This is a genomic window from Caballeronia sp. dw_276, assembly GCF_018449635.1.
GTDB lineage: Bacteria > Pseudomonadota > Gammaproteobacteria > Burkholderiales > Burkholderiaceae > Caballeronia.
The window spans coordinates 238,519-257,662 of sequence record NZ_JAAVUV010000003.1 but is presented as its reverse complement, the minus strand read 5'-3'; the positions used below and the strand labels follow the sequence as shown (position 1 = coordinate 257,662).

The window sequence follows — 19,144 nt, the reverse complement described above, 5'->3', positions numbered from 1 at the left end:
CTAAAGATAATTTCAAGACAGCGGCTAAACTGGCGGTCTTTTACATCATCCATACCGCCATGAAGCCAAGCCGAATCCGGGCGCTCGCTGGCGCGCTGGTATCTGCTGCGATCTTTTTCGCAGCCTTCACAGGTTTTTCCCTTGATGCGGATGCGGCGCCGCCAGCGCTGGCGTTGCCGTCGTTTCAGGAACTTGTCACCCCGCCGGCCGCGTCAGATGCCGCCGCCGTCCCCGCATTCACGACCGGGGCGTCGGATACGCCCGCCAGCCCCGCGACCAATGCAGAACTGACGCACTCGCTCGACACGGTGATTTCGGCGCTCGATAGCGACCGCCAGCGCACGGCGCTTGTCACCCAGTTGAAGAAGCTCCGCGACGCCAGGCGCGACGCCGAGTCGGGCACGTTGCCGCCAGTCACTGCAAGTGCAACGGCTGCGGACGGCTCCGCCCTGGCGGCGAGCGCTGCGGTGGAGGCGTCATCGGCGAGTTCCACAACGGCCGCGTCCTCCGTCGTAGCGGCAATTACGCCGAAGACCGGGCTGCTGGGAGCAATCGCGTCGGGTTTGGCGAACGTCGAAGCCGATATCAGCCGCGGTCACACGCCGTTCAATTACTGGGGTGGGCGTCTGAACGCCGCCGGCAACGAGTTGTTCACCATCGCTTCGGGCCAGAGCCGCGAATCGTTTGGCCGCACCCTGCTCAACTATTTCCTCACGCTGGCGGGCTGGGGCGCTTGCGCGTTTCTACTCGTGTACCTTCAGCGGCGCATTCACGCCCGTTACAAGATCCACTTCGGGCTGCGTCCCAATCCGACCACCCGCGAGTTGCTGATTTTCACGCTGCGCAGAGTGGGCCCTTATTTGTTCGCGTTCGTGGCGGCGCTGACCTTTGTGCGCATGATGCCGGTTTCCCTCGGGCGCACGCTCGCGATGGTGACGGCTTATGCGATCGTCGCGGGCGCGATTTTCTCGTCGATCTGCCTGATCATGTTTTCGCTGTTTGGCTCGGCGCACCGGCGGGTGGCGGTGAACGTGCTGATCGTGCACGCACGCCGGCTGCTGTTTGTAATCGGCACGCTCGGTGCGCTCGGGGATGCCGCCGCCAACTATGACGTGGCTCAGCAGCTCGGAACGAACCTGTCGGCGCTGATTTCGACGATATCGAACATGTGCGCCGCGATCCTGACCGGCTATTTCGCACTCGCGTTCCAGCGGCCGGTCGCCCACCTGATCCGCAGCCGTTCCTATGAGCAGCGCAGCCGCCACAAGGCCGCGACCGAGACCTTTGAAGTGTTCGGCTCGCTATGGCATCTGCCCATGCTGCTGCTCGTTGCCGTGTCCGTGATCGGGACGCTGGCGGGTATCGGCACGTCGGAAAACGTGCTGCAACTCGATATCGCCAGCGCCGGGTTGCTCGTGATCGGCCTGTTTCTCAGCGCCATCGTGCTGCATGTCACTAAGCTGCCCGAGCGCAAGACGCGCCGGCAATCCGCTTATGTTCGTCGGCTTGTCAGATATTTTGGCCGCTTGCTGGTTCTGTTTATCTGGCTCGGGTTTCTCGAGTTGTGGTCGCATCTCTGGGGTTTTTCGCTTGCCAATCTGGCGGAGGAAAGCGTCGCCGCGCGCGGCATTACGCACGCGGTCAGCGCCATCTTGCTGACCATTTTCATCTCGTGGCTGGTGTGGATCATCATCGATACGGGGATTCAAGAGGCGCTCAATCCCAACGCGCCGCGCGGCAAGGGACGCGGGCCGAGCATGCGCGCGCGCACCATGCTGCCGCTGATCCGCAATGTCGTTTTTGTGGCGTTGCTGACCACCGCCGCGATCGTGACAGCCGCGAATCTCGGACTGAACGTGACGCCGCTGCTTGCGGGTGCGGGTGTGATCGGGTTGGCGGTCGGTTTTGGCGCACAGTCGCTGGTCGCCGATCTGATCACCGGGCTTTTCATCATCATCGAGGACACGATTTCCGTTGGCGATTCCATTGAAGTCGACGGAGGGCATGCGGGCGTGGTCGAGACGCTGACCATCCGTACCGTGCGTTTGCGCGACGGGCAGGGCGCCATTCACGCAATTCCGTTCTCGCAGATCAAGATTGTGAAGAACCTGTCGCGTGATTTTGCCTATGCCGTGTTCGAGGTGCGGGTGCCGTTCTCGGCCGATGTCGATCACGTCACGCAAATGATCCGCGAGGTTGGCGCTGAGCTTAAAGCCGATTTCCGCTACCGGCGCGAGATGCTCGGGCCTATTGAAGTGTGGGGGCTTGACCGTTTCGATCCCAACTGGATGGTGGTGAAAGGGCAGATCAAGACGCTGCCGCTGAAGCAGTGGAGCGTTGCACGTGCGTTCAACGTCAGGGTCAAACGGAAGATGGACGAAGTCGGAATGGACGTTCCGGTGCCGCAGATGCAATTGCGGGTATCGAAGGAATCGTCGGGCAAGGACGCACCGTGGGACGATCTCGACGAAGTGAAGGAACCCTCGCCGATGTCACCCATGTCGCCGGTCGCACGCCGCGCCGCTGCGGACGCACGCGATATTTCGCACGAGCCGCAACCCGCGCCGCCGGCAACGGATCAATCCGTGCAGGTCCCGCCTCAAATTCCGACGGCGGCGGCGCCGGGCAAGGCGTAGGCCGTCAGGCGGCTCGCACGACGTCGTTCACGTGCGTCGAGATTTGCGCGCCCGTCACGCCGTAGACATGAATGGAGACAGCGGTTTCCCCGGTGGTCGACGCGTTCCCGAGGCGGTGTATCGCACCGCGGCCGGCGCCCACTACCGAAACTGCGCCGTGAACCCGCTCGTGCCGGCGCGTTTCGACTGCGCGATGTGTATTGGTATCCCAGGAAAACAGCGTTTCTGTCAGCGTCCCTTCAATGACCGTGTAGGCGCACCACGTATGGTGGCCATGTATGGGACTTATTTGGCCGGGGCGCCACACCAGGGCGGCGACGGCGTAGCGGCCGAGTGGATCGGCAAATAGCAGATGCCGGCTGTAAGAGTCCGGACAGCTTTCACGCTGCGCCTTCGATAAAAGCTCGGGTTCTTCGGCCAGACGGGCAAGTGCGGCCCGCACGCCCTGCATGAAGCCAGGCGATGCCGGGTCGAAGCAGCACGCGGTATCGAGTGTCTGGGACAACCGGGCAAGCGGCGATTCGATGTCGACGGTGTCTTGGAGCAAAGGCATGGCGAGTTCTTAGGTCAGCAAAAGGAAGGCGAATCTGCGTTCTTCGGTAACTCATTTATACCGGTTTGCTTGTGGAAAAAGTTTCCATATAATTTCGTGAAGTAGCGCAAAAGTAGAATAATTTCCTACAAGGGGCGGCCTGGGCATGGACCTTATCGATCGCAAGTTGCTGGAACTGCTTCAGGAAGATGTCACGATGCCCATCGCCGAGTTGGCGACACGGGTCAACCTTTCGCAGACGCCGTGCTGGAAGCGTGTTCAGCGACTGAAAGAAGCCGGCGTGATACGCGCGCAAGTCGCCCTCTGCGATCCACGCAAGCTCGGCGTGGGAACCACGGTATTCGTGGCGGTGAAGACGAACCAGCACACGCAGGATTGGGCCGAGGAGTTTACGCGCGCCGTGCGGGATATTCCCGAGGTGGTCGAGGTGTATCGGATGAGCGGGGAAACGGACTACTTGATGCGCGTGGTGGTGTCGGATATTGACGACTACGACCGTGTGTACAAGTCGCTGATTCGCGCCATTCCGCTTTACGACGTGAGTTCGAGTTTTGCCATGGAACAGATCAAATATTCCACGGCGCTGCCGGTCAGGCCGCCGCTCGGCGCGACGGGGAATTAGTCCAGGGCAGGCCAGGTGGACCACGTCTTGCGCACGTCTCGGAGGCGGGCGCCGCAATCCATCTGAAATCAGTGTCGGGTAAGATCGTGCGCTTCGTCCAATCTCAAAAAAAAGAGCCTCGATTTTCATGACCGATGACCGCCGCAAACAGGCCCCGACGCGCAGGAACCCTACTTTCGCGATCAGCATTCTTATTGTGGTCGTGGTGCTGCTTGTGATCGGAACACTGTTCTTCAACGCGATCCGCGAAAAGCGCGACTACGAGCATGAAAACGCAACGCCTGCATCGAGTACCACGGTACCTGCCGTTCCTTCTACGGGCGCTTCACAATAAGGGCGTCGGGTCGCGCGTCGTTCACTCCGGCAAATTGATGAGGCTCGCGTCCTTGCGAATCAGAAACGAGGCCGTCAGCATCTGCTTGCACTGATGCGCCAGAAGCTTCAGGTCCTGAACGGCGTCGGACGGAATATCTTCCGCGCGTTCCGCGCCGACCACCATTGAATCCAGTTCGACTGTCAGTTGCTTCGATTGCTCGGCTTGGTCGTCGGGCGCCGGCACGCCGTCTTGCGCCTGCGTTAAATTGTCGCGAATCACGCTCAACGCGCGTTGAACCGGTTGGGCGGCGTGACCCGCCGCGGATTTCCCCACGGATTGCAGCAAAGGCCCCGCGGCCGTGATCTGGGATGCAAGCACGTGACTGCGCACCAGCAGGTCGTTGAGCTCGGGAACGAATTTTTGCTGCGCTTTCGGCTCGAGCATCATGCGCTGAAAAGCCTGGCCGAGATTTGCGAATGCAATGTGCACGTTCTTGCGTGCGAGGCGGTATTTGAAATCGCTGTCCAGTGCCGACGCCGCTTCGGCCGCCGCTGCAGACGCCCCCGACTGCGCGGTCGCCGCAGTGCTTTCGCCTGTCACCGGTTTGGGTTTGGCGGTGCTAGCGCTCGGAGCAGGAGCTTGCCCTGTGGTTGTGGGCATCGGCGAGTTTTCAGCCTCCGCCGATAACGCCAAGGCAGGCGTCTCCGCCCTTGCCAGCGCCGCTGTAGTGGCTTCAGCGGTTGGCGCATTGGAGTCGGCGAAAACATTCGGGTTCGCTGCCGCGTTCTTTGTTTCCTGCGTGGCCGGTTTGCCCGTCCACCACCAGCTCGCTTCGAGGTAATTGCGCATTGCGCCGATCATGTCGTGCACTTGCTTGCCCATCAGCCGGTATTCCCAGTACGGAAACAGATGGCTCGCGGCAATGGCGATGGCGCAGCCCACGGCGGTATCGATTGCCCGTTCGCCGATCAGGCGCATTCCGCCCGGCGCGAGCAAGTGCAGCATCAGCAGCACATAAGCCGATGTGAACACAACGCTTGCCGTGTAGTTGAAGAGCAGGAGGCTATAGCTCATCACCATGCAGGCGAACATGGCCACCAGCAGCACATGCGGATCCTTCACCACGAAAATCAGGCCGACGCAGGCCGTGCATCCAATCGCCGTGCCAATGATCCGCTGTACGTTTCGCTGCTTGGTGAGCGAATAGCCTGGCTTGAGAATGATGACCGTGGTCATCACGATCCAGTATGCGTTGGTGAGCGGCAGCAAACGCCCGAGCCAGAAGCCGATACCAACCGCAATCGTCACCCGCAGCGCATGACGAAAGCTCGGCGACGACATTGTCAGGTTCGAGAAAATCTGCATGAACGGCACGCGCCGGCTCGACACGAAACGCGCGAGCTTCGGATCGACTCGAATTTCCGTTTCAGTAATGGCTGGGTCATGTCGCGTCTGGCGCCGCATTTTATCGATGAGACGAGTCGCGCTCCATAACCGCCGGAACGCCGACGACACCGCCGAATACGCCTCCGGATTTTTCTGCGGAACCTCATGTTTGCGCATTTGATCGAGCTCGTACTCGATCGCGCGCAACTCCGCTTTCACGTTGATCTTCGGGCGCGCCGGCCGGTTCTGCAGCACGGCTAGACCAATGTCTTCCAGGTCGAGCGCGGACTTTCGCATCAGGTCGCGATAGAAGACCAGGATGTCCGCGCCGCCGAAGGTGTTGCGCACGAGCGGATAATCCGTGTGCGCGCCCACGAACATCTCATGCAGATCCACTGCGTTGATGAACAGGTTGAAGAGCATGGCACGGCGTGGATCGAGCTTGCCGCTGCGCAACTTCGGCAGGTTGCGCAGCACGATGTCGCGTGCTGCGTCCTGGCGTTCGACTGCCTGAATCTGCTTTTCAATCAGCTTTCGATAACACTCGTCAATATTCGTGTCGAGATCGTAGAACTCGGAACGTGCGAGCAGATATTCGGCGCAGCTGAAGACGCTTTCCGCGAGCGCCTGCCGTTCGATCCGATACACCATCCAGCGGCTCACGAACGTTGCCCAATACGTGTACCAGAGGCCGCCGAGCAGGATCCACGACGCATAGATCAAGGCCTGCATCGGCGTGAAATGCTCTTCCAGCGTCACGATCATCATGAAGAGCGTGGCGAAGCTGATCTGCGGCCAGCGGTTGCCGTACACCACGATCAGCGACAACACGAACGTGAGCGGCACGACGGTCAACCACAACGTCACCACGTTCGCGCTCGCAATTCCGGTAGCAAGCGCCGACAAGAATCCGATCACCGTGCACGCCAGCATCTCGTTGTGCTTGTACTTCAGCGGGCCCGGCATATCGACCACGCACGCGCCCAATGCTCCGGTCGCTATCGTGAAGCCGAGTTCGCGGTTGTGAAAAATAGTCAACATCAGTACGGCCGGCAGCGAGACGCCGAGCGCGATGCGCAAGCCGCCGAAAAAGTACTGGCTATAAATGAATTTTCTGATCTCTAGCGAGTAACGCATCGACTTCCTAATTTCCCGGCGTGGTCCCGTTTGCCATATGAGGCTCGCGGACCCGCCTTTCATTGTGGCTTCGAGTCTAACCCAACTCGACAGCGTCGAAACCTAGGCCGTTCGGTCGAATCGCCGGGGAGAACGGCCTTTGCTATCCTGTTGTTTCACCTCGCGACACGTCCCTGGCTTTTGCCGAACGAGCCGTTGCCTTTCACGCTCAACTAGCAGGATCCATGCTCGAACTTTTCTATTCGAACCGTCATGAAACGCTGTCGCAGGCGTTGCTGGACGACGTCGCCGCGTTCGCGCTCAACGACGGCAATCCGTTTGCAAGCCAGACCATCATCGTGCCGAGCGCCGCCGTGCGCAGGCGGCTGGAACTCGACATGGCGGCGCGCTTCGAGATCTGCGCAAACGTGGACTTGTGCTATCTGGCGCAATGGCTGTGGGCGCGTATTGGCGGCGTGTTGCATGTGCCCGAGCATTCGCCTTTCGCGCCAGACCGGCTGGTGTGGCGCTGCTTTCGGCTGCTTGGCGAACTTTCCGACGTGGCGCCCGAGGGGGCGTCGCGGCTACATGCGTACCTCGATGCCGCCGACGATTCCATGCGCTACGAACTCGCCCGCCGAATCGCGACGGTGTTCGACCACTATCTGACATACCGGCCGGAATGGCTGCAGCACTGGCAGGCGGGCGGTTCGATCCTGGCGTCGGCCGGCGGGGCGATCGATGCGAACGGTCCACGCTTGCCAAATGCAACAGCGATCCAGCGCGAAGACGAACGCTGGCAGGCTAAGTTGTGGCGCGCGCTTCTTGCCGACCTCGCGCTCGACACCGAGGCAGGCGACCCCACGCCGCCCGCATACAAGTTCCTGACCGAATCGCCGAAACTCGACCTCGACGCCGTGATGAAAGCCGAGTGGCCCGAGCGCGTGAGCGTGTTCGCTTTGCCGACCATGCCGCCGCTGCATATTGCACTTTTGCGCGAATTGTCGCGCTGGATAGACGTTCGTATTTACGCCATCAACCCGTGCCGCGAATTCTGGTTCGATATCGTCAGCGAGGCGCGGGTAGAGCAACTCGAACTTGCCGGCAAGCTGGATTTCCAGGAGGTCGGACATCCGCTGCTTGCCGAATGGGGCCGCCAGACCCAGGCTCAACTGCATATGCTGCATGAGTTGACGGAAAGCGCGGCATCGCGGGAAGCCAGTCATTTCGAGCACAATGCCGCACCGACCTGGCTGGCGCATGTGCAGAACGCCATCCTTGATCTCGGCGAGCAGTCGGAACCGGATGACGCGCTTTCGCTCGAACCCGGGATCGAGATCCATGTTTGCCACAGCTTGTCGCGTCAGCTCGAAGTACTGCATGACCGCTTGCTGGGATGGTTCGACGAGGTCGACGGGCTCCAGCCCTCGGACGTGCTCGTGGCGTTCCCGGATCTGGCCGCGGCCGGGCCGCTTATCGATGGCGTGTTCGGCACGGCGCCGGCCGGCGTGGCCGGTGAGCGCCGCCGGATTCCGTATCGGATCACGGGGTTGCCGCCATCACAGGCGAATCCGGTCGCGCGCGTGCTGCTAGATTGGCTTGCGTTGCCCGAGCGCAGCGTGGGCGCGCCCGAGCTGATCGAATGGCTGCGGGTGGATGCCGTTGCGGCGCGCTATGGCATCGATGCCGTCGCGCTCGAAACCGCGCAGACATGGCTGGCGGCGGCGGGTGCGCGCCGTGGTCTCGCGCCTTTGGCAGTCACCGGCGAGGATGTTCCCGCTGCTCGCCACACGTTCTCCGATGCGCTGACGCGGCTTTTCCTCGGTTATGCGTTGCCCGATGGTGGCGCTCCCGTCGACGAATGGCTTCCCGTCGAGGGCGCGCACGGATCGGATTCGGAATTGCTTGGCAGGCTGACGCGTTTTATCGACGACATCGATGCCTTCGGTGAGCGCGTCGCCATACCGCGCACGCCTGCGGCCTGGACGCAAACGCTGCTCGACGCGCTCACGCAATTCTTCGACGCAGGCCTGCCATTCGCGGATTCGATCGCCGACGTGCGCGCAACGCTCGACTCGCTGATGCTTTCGATGAACGAGGGCGCGGCCGAAACGGAAATTTCCGCCGATGTCCTGCGCACGGCGCTGACCGATGCGCTCGACGACGCCGCGCGTGGCGGCGTGCCTTGGGGCGGCGTGACGTTTTCGTCGCTGACGAGTTTGCGCGGCTTGCCGTATCGCGTGATTTGCTTGCTCGGCATGGACGACGGCATGTTGCCAAGTCTCGCGCGCGCCGACGAATTCGACTTGATGGCGAGTTTCGGCAAGTTGGGGGACCGTCAACGTCGCGACGACGAACGTAACCTGTTCCTCGATTTGCTATTGTCGGCTCGCGATCGATTGATGATCGCCTACACGGGACGCAGCATTCGCGACAACGCCGCGCTGCCACCCGCTGCGTTGATCGATGAGCTGCTCGATCATCTGGCAGAAACTTTGGCCGGCAAGGATGCATCGCCGAAAGAACTCGAAGCGGCTCGCAGCCGGTTCGTATTCGAGCATCCGCTGCAACCGTTCGCGCCCGAGTACTTCAGTGAGCCATTGTTCACTTACGAGCCTGAGCGTGCAGAACTCGCGCGAACGCTGGTGCTTGGCAAGACTGAACCGTCTGTCAGATTCTTCAGTGTGCCGTTGCCGGCGGAAGACGTCGAACCTATCGCCTTTGATGACTTCGAGCGTTTCTGGCGCCATCCGGCGCGTGCAATCTTGCGAGATCGTCTCGGCATCGCATTGTTCGATGCTGAAACCGAACTCGGCGACACCGAACCGTTCGAGCTCGAATATCATGGCCGCGCGGCACTTGCCGATCGTGTGCTGCCGTCGCTGCTCGCGCTCACCGCTGACAGTGAAGCTCGCGCGCTCGATCGTGCTCGGCGAGTCGCGCGTGCGAGTCCCGAAATGCCAGGTGGCGCGACCGGCGGCGTATGGCAATCGCGCGAGATCGGCGCGTTGCATTCGCTTGCCAACCGCGTTCGAATCGCAACGGAAGAAGGCGCGTCGCATTTGCCTTTTGCGCTGGACATCATGCCGCGCTGGCCGAACGGCGAGCCCAATGGCGAGCTGTTCGGCCGCCACGACGCCGCCTTGCAACCGGATGCCGTTCAGCCAATGCAAATTCACGGCACCCTGAATTTGCTGACCGACGAAGGCCAGATCATTTACCGGTACGACGTCCCGCGTGCGCGCGATTACCTTTCCGCGTGGCTTGCCCATCTCGCGTATTGCGCCGCGCTGCCCGATGGACCGCGACGCACTGTATGGCATGGACGCGGCGCGCAATCGAGCGGTTTCGAATTGATGCCTGTTGCTGATCCTCATGCACATCTCGCGACACTTGCGGCTTTGTATCGCGCAGGGCGGCGCTTGCCCTTGCGATTTTTCCCCAAGAGCGCGTGGACGTGGGTAACCGAGAGCGAGTCCAAGGCGCAGGGCGTGTGGGTATCGGATAGAACGCGCGGCGAGTCGGACGATCCTGCATTACGCATCGCGTTTCGCGGCGCGGACTTGCTGCGACTCGATGAAACCTTCGCCACGCTTGCTCGTATCGTTTTCGAGCCGCTGAAGCAGCACATGCGGAGCGACGCATGATGGATACGCAAACAACAATGACTATCGACGAACTCGATGTCTTCGAATGTTCGCTCGATGGCGTGAACCAGATCGAGGCATCGGCGGGAACAGGGAAGACGTGGAATATCTGCGCGCTTTATGTACGGCTGCTGCTTGAAAAGAAGCTCGCAGCTGATGCGATCCTCGTCGTCACTTTCACGAAGGCGGCCACGGCCGAGTTGCATGAGCGCATTCGCTCGCGGCTCGTGCAGATCGCGCACGCAATGGAAACGAGCGACTCGGCGGGTGACGCGTTCATCGAGCGCCTGTTTGAAACAACGCTCGAGCGCGTCGATCCGGAAGAGGCGCTCAAGCGTATTCAAATCGCGCTGCACACGTTCGATCAAGCCGCCATCCACACCATCCACGCGTTTTGCCAGCGCGCGTTGCAGGAAGCGCCGTTCGCCGCGACCATGCCGTTCGCGTTCGAACTGGAAGCCGACGACAGCGCGTTGCGGTTCGAAATGGCGGCGGACTTCTGGCGTGAACGGATCGAACCCGCGGCGGCGCGCGATCCGTCTTTTGCCGCATGGCTCGTGAGCAAGGGCGCGGGGCCGGCATCGCTCGACGCGCAACTCTCGCGCCGCTTGAAAAAACCGCTCGCGGCGCTGCGCTGGGGCGAACTGGAAGCGGGCGCGCGGGAAGATGCGCGAGCATTGTTCGATACCGCGTGCGCGCTCTGGCATGCAGAGCGCGATTCAATCGTGCAACTGCTCGTGGATGCCGAAGCGAAGCTCAGCAAGACCACGCACAAGCGCGCGTTGATCGATGCCGCGATTTCCGCATGGTCCGATTATTTCGCCGATAACGACTGTCACGCCGCGCCGCCGAAGGAAGCGCTGAAGCTGACCGCGAGCGCGTTGAAGAAAGGCACGAAGGTCAAGAACGAGCCGCCCTCACATGCGTTCTTTGAGCATGCAGAGACACTTGCCGCAGCCGCTGCGGCCGCGGAAGCGGCGCAGCGCGCAGCGTGGCTCGGGATCGTGCGCGAATGGCTCGACTACGCGCCGCTCGAACTGGCAGCGCGCAAACGCACGCGCCGGGTGGTCTCCTTCGACGACTTGTTGTCCAACCTGTACGAGGCGCTCGAAGCCAATCCGTGGCTCGCCGATGCCCTTCGTGCGCGTTATCCGGCTGCGTTGATCGATGAATTCCAGGATACCGATCCGCTGCAGTTCGCCATTTTCAGCAGGATCTTCGCGCCGCAAGGGCCGCTCTTTCTTGTTGGCGATCCGAAGCAGGCCATCTACAGTTTTCGCGCGGCGGATTTACATACGTATTTGAAGGCGCGCAAAGAGGCATCCGCGAGATACACGCTTGCGGTCAATCAGCGTTCCACGGCGCCGATCATCGATGCCTGCAATCGCATTTTCAGTGTAAATCCGTCGGCCTTCATTCTTGATGGCCTGACGTATCAACCCGTGCGCGCGGGGACACGCGAGCGCGAACCGTTAATCGATAACACGCCTTCAGCCGCGTATTCCGATACCGCCGACTTTTGCGTGTGGCTCTTGCCGCAAGGTGAATCGGTGTTGTCGAAGACGAACGCTAACCGGCAAGCCGCCGAGGCGTGCGCTGCCGAGATCGTGCGCTTGTTGCGCGGCGCGCAGAACGGCGAAGTCCTGATAGGCGAAAAGCCGTTGTCGCCAGGACAGATTGCCGTGCTCGTGCAGACGCACCGGCAGGGCAGTCTCGTCAAACGGGTGCTTGCGAACTGGGGTGTGGGCAGCGTGGAACTCGCGCAGGCATCGGTGTTCGGCACGCTCGATGCCGAGCAGATCGAGCGCGTGCTCGCGGCTATCGATACCCCCGGCGACTTGCGTCGTCTTCGCGCCGCGCTTGCAACCGACTGGCTTGGCCTGGATGCAACCGCGCTATGGAACATGGAACATAGCGAGACCGTCGAAACTTCGGCTGACGCCATGAGCTGGGTCGAACGATTTTCCCGATACAGGATGTTGTGGCACGAGCGCGGCTTCGCGGTCATGTGGCGCACGCTCGCGCGCGAGTTGTTCATCGCGCAGCGGCTGGTTATCGGTCCGGACGGCGAACGGCGCCTGACGAACGTCAATCATCTCGCCGAGCTGATTCAGGCGCGCGGCGCGGTGCAACCGGGCATTGCGCCAACGCTGCGCTGGCTCGCCGCGCAACGTGCCGAGCAAGGCGGCGGAGAAGACGCGCAATTGCGGCTCGAGTCGGACCGCAATCTCGTGCAAATCGTGACGGTGCATAAATCGAAGGGCCTCGAATACGCGGTCGTGTTCTGTCCATTCCTGAACGATGGCGCATTGCGTGATCAACCCTCTTCAGGACTTCCCGATGCCCGCGAGTATCACGACGACGGCTCGGCCGTCCTGCACTACGGCTATACGGACGAAGAAGGCGAGCGCGCTTCAGGGCTCGCCACCCGCGAGCAGGCAGCCGAACGCGCACGGCTCGCGTACGTCGCGCTGACGCGCGCGGTGTACCGGTGTTATGTGGTGGGCGGCGTGTATCTGATCGGCAAGTCGGCGAAGGAGTCACGCCGCAGCGTGCTCAACTGGCTGGTGGCGGGCGCGGGCCGCGAGTTCGGCGACTGGCTTGCCGAGCCGCCTGAAGAGGACGATGTGATCGGCGCCTGGCAAGCGCTCGCGACCGGATCGATTTCAGTCGAGCCCTTGCCGGTCATCGAGGTCCGCGAACCATTGATCGTGCGCCGCGATGCCGCGTTTGCGCCCGAGTCGCGAACAAGCCGTCGAGTGTTGCGCGATAGCTGGCGTACCGCGAGTTTCAGTTCGATGATCGCCGCCGGCGCGCGCGAGGAATCGAACCAGCCGCAAGCCGCCGATGAACGCCCGGACCACGACGGCCGCATCGACGCAATCGTGTCGGCCGAGCCTCAACCGCCCGAGACTCCAGTTCCGCTCGATCCCGACGATTTCTTGTCGTTCCCGCGCGGACCGTCGGCGGGTGAGTGTCTCCACAGAATGTACGAGCTGGCGGATTTCACGGACGCGCAAACATGGCGTGACGCAATCAAGAAAGCCTTGCACGAACATCCCGTCCCGCTTTCCGCCTTCGATGCGCCTGACACGGATCTTCCCTTGATGATGTCGCGTGTCCTGACAGACACGGTCAAAACCGAACTCGTGCCGGGCATGCGCCTCGACATGATTCCACCCAAGCGCCGCATGAACGAACTCGAGTTCCTGTTCCCGGCGCAATCGCTTGATTTCGCGGCATTGCGGCGTGTGCTCGTAGCGCACGGTTTCCCTGATGTCGCACTTGAAGCCGCGACGTTGCGCGGTTTTGTGAAAGGGTTTATCGACATGATCGTGGAACACGAAGGCCGCTTCTGGATCATCGATTGGAAGTCGAATCATCTTGGCTTGACGCCCGCTGATTACGCGAGTCCGTCGCTCGACGCCGCGATGGCCTCGCACGCCTATCACCTGCAGGCGCTCTTTTACGTGGTCGCGCTGCATCGTTATCTGAAGATCCGGTTGCGCGATTACGCGTTCGAACGGCACATTGGCGGGTATTTGTATTTGTTCATTCGCGGCGTGCGCCCGGAATGGCGCGACAGCGGCAAACCCGCCGGCGTGCATGTCGGCAAGCCGTCGTTCGAATTGATCGAGGCGCTCGACCACCTGATGCAGGGAGTCGCTGCATGAACGCGCCGGATCAGAATCTCATCCCCGACGAAAGCCTGGCGCTCGCCGATGGTTTCGCGCGCAGGATCGGCGTGTTATCGAAGCGCCTTCAACGCGATGCCGGCAACACCCGCTGGGCGCAGCGCGCCGCGTTCGCGGTGAGCCGGGCGACGACGCAGGGCCACGTGTGCATTGCGCTCGATGCACTGGCGCGGCGCTACGGAGAACAGCCCGGCATCGTGCGCACGGCTTTGCTTGCGAGTGGCGTTGCGTGCGATGGGAAAGAAGCGGCTGCGGACTTGTTGCCACTTGTCATCGATTCCGGTCAGCGCATCTATCTTGCGCGTTATTTCGATTACGAACGGCGGCTCGCGCGTGCGTTGGTCGAGCGGTCCAAGACGGATTTCACCTCGATGGATCCGGACGAGTTGAAAGCGCGAGTGGGGCGTTACTTTTCGGCCTCGAAAAACGCCGGCGATGGCATCGACTGGCAGCGCGTAGCGGCGATGGTCGCGTTGTCGGGACGCCTGACGATCGTCAGCGGCGGACCGGGAACGGGCAAGACAACAACCGTCGTCGGCGTGCTTGCGTGTTTGCTCGACCAGAACCCGGGTTTGCGCGTTGCACTTGCTGCGCCCACGGGCAAGGCCGCGCAGCGTATGCAGGAAGCCTTGGCCGAACGCGCCGGCGATCTGCCGCCCGAGCTGGCAGCGCGCCTGCCCAATACATCGTTCACGTTGCAGCGGCTGCTTGGCACGCAGGTGAACGGGCGCTTCCGGCATCATCGGGATAATCCTCTTCCGTTCGACGTGATCGTGATCGACGAAGCATCCATGATCGATGTCGCGCTGGCCGCGCATCTGCTCGAAGCGGTCGCGCCGGATGCGCGCCTCATCATGCTGGGCGACAAGGACCAACTGGCGGCCGTGGAAGCGGGCGCCGTGTTCGCGGAATTGAGCGCGCGACCGGTTTTCAGCCAGCAGAGCGCGGAGCGGATTGCCGGGGCGTTGTCGGTGCCGGTGGAACGGTTTATCGCTGAATTGCCGGGCGCTGAAGAAGATCACGCGCCGCTCATGCCGGACGTCGAGCCCGTCTGGTATCCCATGTCGGATGACGAGGCCTATGCCGAACTCGACTGGCATCCTTCCGCGCCTGCCATCGTGATGGCTGAAGCGCAAAGTCCACTGACCGATTGCGTGGTTTGGCTGCAGCGGAACTACCGGTTCGGGCTCGAATCGGATATCGGCAAGCTGTCGGTTGCCATTCGCGGCGGTTCGGTGGACGAAGCGCTTGCAACGTTGGCGGCCGAAGGCAGTGCGTCGTTCATCAGTGACGCCGGTCAGCATCTCTCCGACCGCACATTCGCATTGCTCAACGCTGGCTTCGAACCCTACGCAAGGGCACTCGCCGAAGCGCTGGCGACGGGCAGCAACGCGGCGCCGCTATTCGATGCACTCAACCGCTTCCGCGTGCTCGCAGCAACGCGCCACGGGCCACGCGGCGTCGATGAAATCAATGCTCGTGTGTCGGCGTGGGTGGGAGCGGCGGCATCGGTGACGCTGGGCGCGGGCGCGCAATGGTTCGCGGGCCGGCCGGTGATCGTCACGCGCAACGACTACGCGCTCGGCGTTTTCAATGGCGACGTGGGCATTGCGCTGCCGGCGCCGGGCGGTGCAATGCAGGTCTGCTTCCGTCTGGCCGACGGCACGTTGCGCGCCGTATCGCCCGCCGCGTTGCCGCCGCACGATACGGCTTTCGCGTTGACGGTTCACAAATCGCAAGGCTCGGAATTCGATCACGCCGCGCTCGTATTGCCGAGCGCGTTCGGCCGGGTGTTGTCGCGGGAACTGGTTTATACGGCGATCACGCGTGCGCGCAGCCGCGTCGATGTGGTCGGTTCGGCAGCGGTTTTCGCTCAGGCCGTCCAGACGCCGACGCGGCGTGACTCGGGACTGGCGGCGCGCATTGTGGAGGCGGCATCGTGAACTACCTGATCGACTATGTAATCCAGCCGAACGAAGTCGAGCTGATCGCGGTGCGCGCGCAGGGCGCGGGCGGGCAGAACGTTAACAAGGTATCGAGTGCAATCCACTTGCGCTTTGATATTCGCGCGTCGTCGTTGCCGGAGTCGATCAAGATGCGTCTTCTTGCGTTGCGCGACAGCCGTATCACGCGGGACGGGGTGATCATCATCAAGTCGCAGGAACATCGGACGCAGGACATGAATCGTGCAGCTGCGCTTGCCCGGCTCGACGAGATGATCCAGCGCGTGAGCATCGTCCGACGCACGCGTGTGGCGACAAAACCAACGCGTGCATCGCAGGTAAGAAGAGTCGAGGGAAAGGTTCGCCGCGGCGCCGTGAAAGCGACGCGCGGACGGGTGGTGGGAGATTAAAACGTTGCCAGCAGTTTCAATGAGGAATCATCCACGTCAGCACGTTTTGCTGCAGCCAGACGAGCAAGCCGAGCAGCACGGTCAGCAGGATTGAATGCTTGAACGTCTTGGCGAACACCACGCCTTCCTTGCCCTTGAGTTCCGTGGTGGCAACGCCCGTCGAGATGTTTTGCGGCGAGATCATTTTCCCCATCACGCCGCCCGACGAGTTGGTCGCGGCCATGAGGATCGGATTGAGGTTGAGCTGGCGCGCCGCGACCACTTGCAGATTGCCGAAAAGAGCATTGCCGGATGTATCGCTGCCGGACAGGAACACCGCAACCCAGCCGAGAAATGCCGAGACCAGCGGGAAAAACGCGCCCACGGACGCCACGCCCAGTCCCAGTGTGTAGTTCATGCCGGAGTAGTTCATCAGGTAAGCGAGCCCGACGATCGTCGCCACAGTCAGGATTGCGATGCGCGTCTGAATCCAGGTATCGGCAATCGATGCACCGAATTCACGCGCCGGCAACTTTACGATCAACGCGGTAATGATGGCTGCAACCAGGATCGCCGTGCCTGTGGCAAGCGGCTGGAAATCCCAGATCGCGGCGTAAGGCTGGTTGTAGAGCGTGATGAAGACCGCTTTGTCGAGTCCCGGCCAGGCCACTTTTACATCGCCGATCATGAAGACCTTCGCCACCGTCCATACGATCACGACCACCGACACCACGATCCACGGTATCCAGCCATGTCCGCCAGAGAGTTGCCCGCGCGTCTGCGCGACGCGATCCACGTTCACGGCGAAGCGTTCGTCGGGTGCCGGCTTCCAGACTCGCAGGAACGCGATCGTCAGGATGAGCGAGACGAGTGAGGACAACACGTCGGTGAGCGCGTAGCTGATGAAGTTCGATGTCACGAATTGCGTGAGCGCAAAGGTCCCGCCGGCGACGAGCAACACGGGCCATATCTTGAGCATGTTGCGAAAGCCCGCATACACGCCGATCACGTAGAACGGCAGCATCAGCGCGAAGAACGGCAACTGGCGGCCGACCATCTTCGCGAGGGCATCGGTGGGAAGATGGGTGACGGCGCCGAGCACGGTGATCGGCACACCGAGCGCGCCGAACGCAACTGGCGCGGTATTGAAGATCAGCGTGAACGTCAGCGCTTCGAGGGTTGGAAAGCCGAGCAGGATCAGCAGCGAACTGGTGATCGCGATTGGCGTGCCGAAGCCGGAAATGCCCTCGAGCAACGCGCCGAAAGAAAATCCGATCACCACCAGTACGATGCGCCGGTCATTTGGCAGGTTATCGATCATCCACATGCGAAACGCTTCGAAACGCCCGGAGCGTTGAGCGATGTTGTAAAGCAGGATCGCCGCGAACACGATCCACATCACGGGCCATACGGCGAAGACCGCGCCCGCCGCCACTGAGTCGATGGCAAGTCCCACCGGAAAGTGCCACACGGCAATCGCGACCACGATTCCAACAACGAGTCCGGCAAGCGATGCCTGCCACGCAGGCCTGCGCGCCCATCCGAGCAACACGAGCACGACAACAATAGGCAATGCCGCCACGAGGAAGGACCAGCCGAGCGACCCGCCGACTGGCGTCAGAATCTGATGGAACATAACGTCTCCTGGTTTTTATTTTTGAAGGACGCGCGGCGGTTCCGATTCTGGCAATCGGGAATGCGATTCAACGTCAGCGCGTTTTCGACGCGTTATTAAGCGTCCGGCTAATGCGTCTCGACTAAGAATAGAGCGATGTGGACAGACGTCAAGGAACGAATCCTTACTACTTCATTGCTGCAGGGAATGGTCGCAGTGAAGTGTTTCAGTGAACCGTCGGCTCTTGCGCAGAAGTACCCGGCGAAACATCGGAAGACGATGCATCGCGCAGTACCCATACGGAAAGCACACCGAGGCAAGCTGCAAGCCAAAGCAGGATCAACGCGAAGACCAGCATATGAGGATTCCCCTGACGGAGCGCACGACACGGCGCTTTCGAGGGAGTCGAGAGCTAAAAGCGTGCCAGATCGTTTGAGATAGGCCGTCGCTGCATTTACGGCTCATGCAACAAACAAGCCGCGCTCAGAAGCGCGGCTTATGTGAAAGGCTTACATCGAGTGAGTAAGGCGGGAGTAAGGCGGGAGTAAGGCGAACCCTAGTGGTAGTGACCGTGGCCACCACCGCCGTGCCAACCGCCACCACCGCCGTGCCAACCGCCACCACCGTGGCCGCCACCCCACCATCCAAAGCCGATCGAGACAGATGGGCCGCCGTAACCATATCCGTACGGATAACCGTAATACGCCGGGTAGGGCGCGTAGACCGGGTAACTCGGGTAATAAACCGGCGGCGGCGCATAAGTCACGGGTGGCGGCGCAGCCGAGGCATAGCTGCTTGCGTTTTGCTGCGTGTCTTGCGTGTTGTCATTCGGCTGCGCGGCGCCAGGGCCGGCATTGCTATCAGGCGCAACGGGCATCTCCCGTTGTGCCTGAGCGGTGCCAACGACGGGCGTGCCTGCATAAGCCGGATAGCCAGGGTAGGCGGGGTAATAACCGTAGGGCACGTAATAACAGCCGCTCAAGCTCAAGGCGCCCACGAGGGCGGCTACTGCGAGCTTCGGGTTCATGATGCGACTCCTGGGTTGCGTCGAAACGCGATGTTCGGAAGAACGAAACAGATATCAGGAGCCTAGCGCATCGGTGAAACGCCGGAAAGCATTGACGAGAGCGCGAATATTTCCACGTGTTTCATGCCGCTGAACCAACAACAAGCGGGGCCCGGCCATCAAAATCAAGTCAAGCGGCCGGGCTGATTAAACGATCTAC

Annotated in this window: 11 protein-coding genes; 7 read left to right on the top strand and 4 right to left on the bottom strand. The window is 61.6% G+C overall.

All coding sequences use genetic code 11. The annotated features are described in order from the left end of the window. The first annotated feature begins 59 nt into the window (after positions 1-59). Positions 60-2,636: a mechanosensitive ion channel domain-containing protein gene (locus HB633_RS07025; protein WP_213777402.1), complete on the top strand. Its 2,577-nt coding sequence runs from the start codon at positions 60-62 to the stop codon at positions 2,634-2,636. Between the two features lie 4 nt (positions 2,637-2,640). Here HB633_RS07025 and HB633_RS07020 read toward each other — a convergent pair whose 3' ends face one another. Further along, positions 2,641-3,189 carry a cysteine dioxygenase family protein gene (locus HB633_RS07020; protein WP_213777401.1) on the bottom strand — a complete coding sequence of 183 codons (549 nt, stop codon included), beginning with the start codon at positions 3,187-3,189 and terminating at the stop codon, positions 2,641-2,643. 145 nt (positions 3,190-3,334) lie between these two features. Between HB633_RS07020 and HB633_RS07015 the strand changes: the two genes are divergently transcribed. Then, positions 3,335-3,811: an Lrp/AsnC family transcriptional regulator gene (locus HB633_RS07015; protein WP_213777400.1), complete on the top strand. Its 477-nt coding sequence runs from the start codon at positions 3,335-3,337 to the stop codon at positions 3,809-3,811. A 127-nt stretch (positions 3,812-3,938) separates the two neighbouring features. Then, a complete protein-coding gene (locus tag HB633_RS07010) occupies positions 3,939-4,145 on the top strand; it encodes a hypothetical protein (protein ID WP_213777399.1) in 207 nt (68 codons plus the stop codon). Between the two features lie 21 nt (positions 4,146-4,166). Here the strand turns inward: HB633_RS07010 and HB633_RS07005 are convergent, their stop codons facing one another. Further along, entirely contained in the window at positions 4,167-6,650 is a 2,484-nt protein-coding gene (locus HB633_RS07005; RefSeq protein WP_213777398.1) for an FUSC family protein, read from the bottom strand. A gap of 224 nt (positions 6,651-6,874) precedes the next feature. On the opposite strand from HB633_RS07005, the gene recC reads away from it, so the two are divergent. Genes recC through arfB form a run of 4 tightly spaced genes read left to right on the top strand, consistent with a single transcriptional unit; the run spans position 6,875 to position 16,324 of the window. Further along, positions 6,875-10,276 carry an exodeoxyribonuclease V subunit gamma gene (gene recC, locus HB633_RS07000; protein WP_213777397.1) on the top strand — a complete coding sequence of 1,134 codons (3,402 nt, stop codon included), beginning with the start codon at positions 6,875-6,877 and terminating at the stop codon, positions 10,274-10,276. Beyond that, positions 10,273-13,950: an exodeoxyribonuclease V subunit beta gene (gene recB, locus HB633_RS06995; protein ID WP_213777396.1), complete on the top strand. Its 3,678-nt coding sequence runs from the start codon at positions 10,273-10,275 to the stop codon at positions 13,948-13,950. Before recC ends, recB begins: the two co-directional genes overlap by 4 nt. Next, a complete protein-coding gene (locus HB633_RS06990) occupies positions 13,947-15,914 on the top strand; it encodes an AAA family ATPase (RefSeq protein ID WP_213777395.1) in 1,968 nt (655 codons plus the stop codon). The genes recB and HB633_RS06990 overlap by 4 nt, the downstream gene beginning before the upstream one ends. Before the next feature lie 5 nt (positions 15,915-15,919). Continuing rightward, complete coding sequence (gene arfB / locus HB633_RS06985) at positions 15,920-16,324, top strand: alternative ribosome rescue aminoacyl-tRNA hydrolase ArfB (protein WP_213777687.1); 405 nt, start codon at positions 15,920-15,922, stop codon at positions 16,322-16,324. A gap of 16 nt (positions 16,325-16,340) precedes the next feature. Here the strand turns inward: arfB and HB633_RS06980 are convergent, their stop codons facing one another. Together HB633_RS06980 and HB633_RS06975 are read right to left on the bottom strand one after the other, a co-directional pair. Beyond that, positions 16,341-17,939 carry an L-lactate permease gene (locus tag HB633_RS06980; protein WP_213777394.1) on the bottom strand — a complete coding sequence of 533 codons (1,599 nt, stop codon included), beginning with the start codon at positions 17,937-17,939 and terminating at the stop codon, positions 16,341-16,343. 535 nt (positions 17,940-18,474) lie between these two features. Further along, positions 18,475-18,945, bottom strand: coding sequence for a hypothetical protein (locus HB633_RS06975; RefSeq protein ID WP_213777393.1), 471 nt, complete (start codon positions 18,943-18,945; stop codon positions 18,475-18,477). Between the last annotated feature and the right edge of the window lie 199 nt (positions 18,946-19,144).

Excerpts from the sequence above, each read along its gene's own strand:
- HB633_RS06980 (WP_213777394.1), bottom strand. The coding sequence starts at position 17,939 with ATGTTCCATCAGATTCTGACGCCAGTCGGCGGGTCGCTCGGCTGGTCC.
- HB633_RS07015 (WP_213777400.1), top strand. The coding sequence starts at position 3,335 with ATGGACCTTATCGATCGCAAGTTGCTGGAACTGCTTCAGGAAGATGTC.
- recC (WP_213777397.1), top strand. The coding sequence starts at position 6,875 with ATGCTCGAACTTTTCTATTCGAACCGTCATGAAACGCTGTCGCAGGCG.
- HB633_RS07025 (WP_213777402.1), top strand. The coding sequence starts at position 60 with ATGAAGCCAAGCCGAATCCGGGCGCTCGCTGGCGCGCTGGTATCTGCT.
- HB633_RS07005 (WP_213777398.1), bottom strand. The coding sequence starts at position 6,650 with ATGCGTTACTCGCTAGAGATCAGAAAATTCATTTATAGCCAGTACTTT.
- HB633_RS07020 (WP_213777401.1), bottom strand. The coding sequence starts at position 3,189 with ATGCCTTTGCTCCAAGACACCGTCGACATCGAATCGCCGCTTGCCCGG.
- HB633_RS06990 (WP_213777395.1), top strand. The coding sequence starts at position 13,947 with ATGAACGCGCCGGATCAGAATCTCATCCCCGACGAAAGCCTGGCGCTC.
- recB (WP_213777396.1), top strand. The coding sequence starts at position 10,273 with ATGATGGATACGCAAACAACAATGACTATCGACGAACTCGATGTCTTC.
- HB633_RS06975 (WP_213777393.1), bottom strand. The coding sequence starts at position 18,945 with ATGAACCCGAAGCTCGCAGTAGCCGCCCTCGTGGGCGCCTTGAGCTTG.
- HB633_RS07010 (WP_213777399.1), top strand. The coding sequence starts at position 3,939 with ATGACCGATGACCGCCGCAAACAGGCCCCGACGCGCAGGAACCCTACT.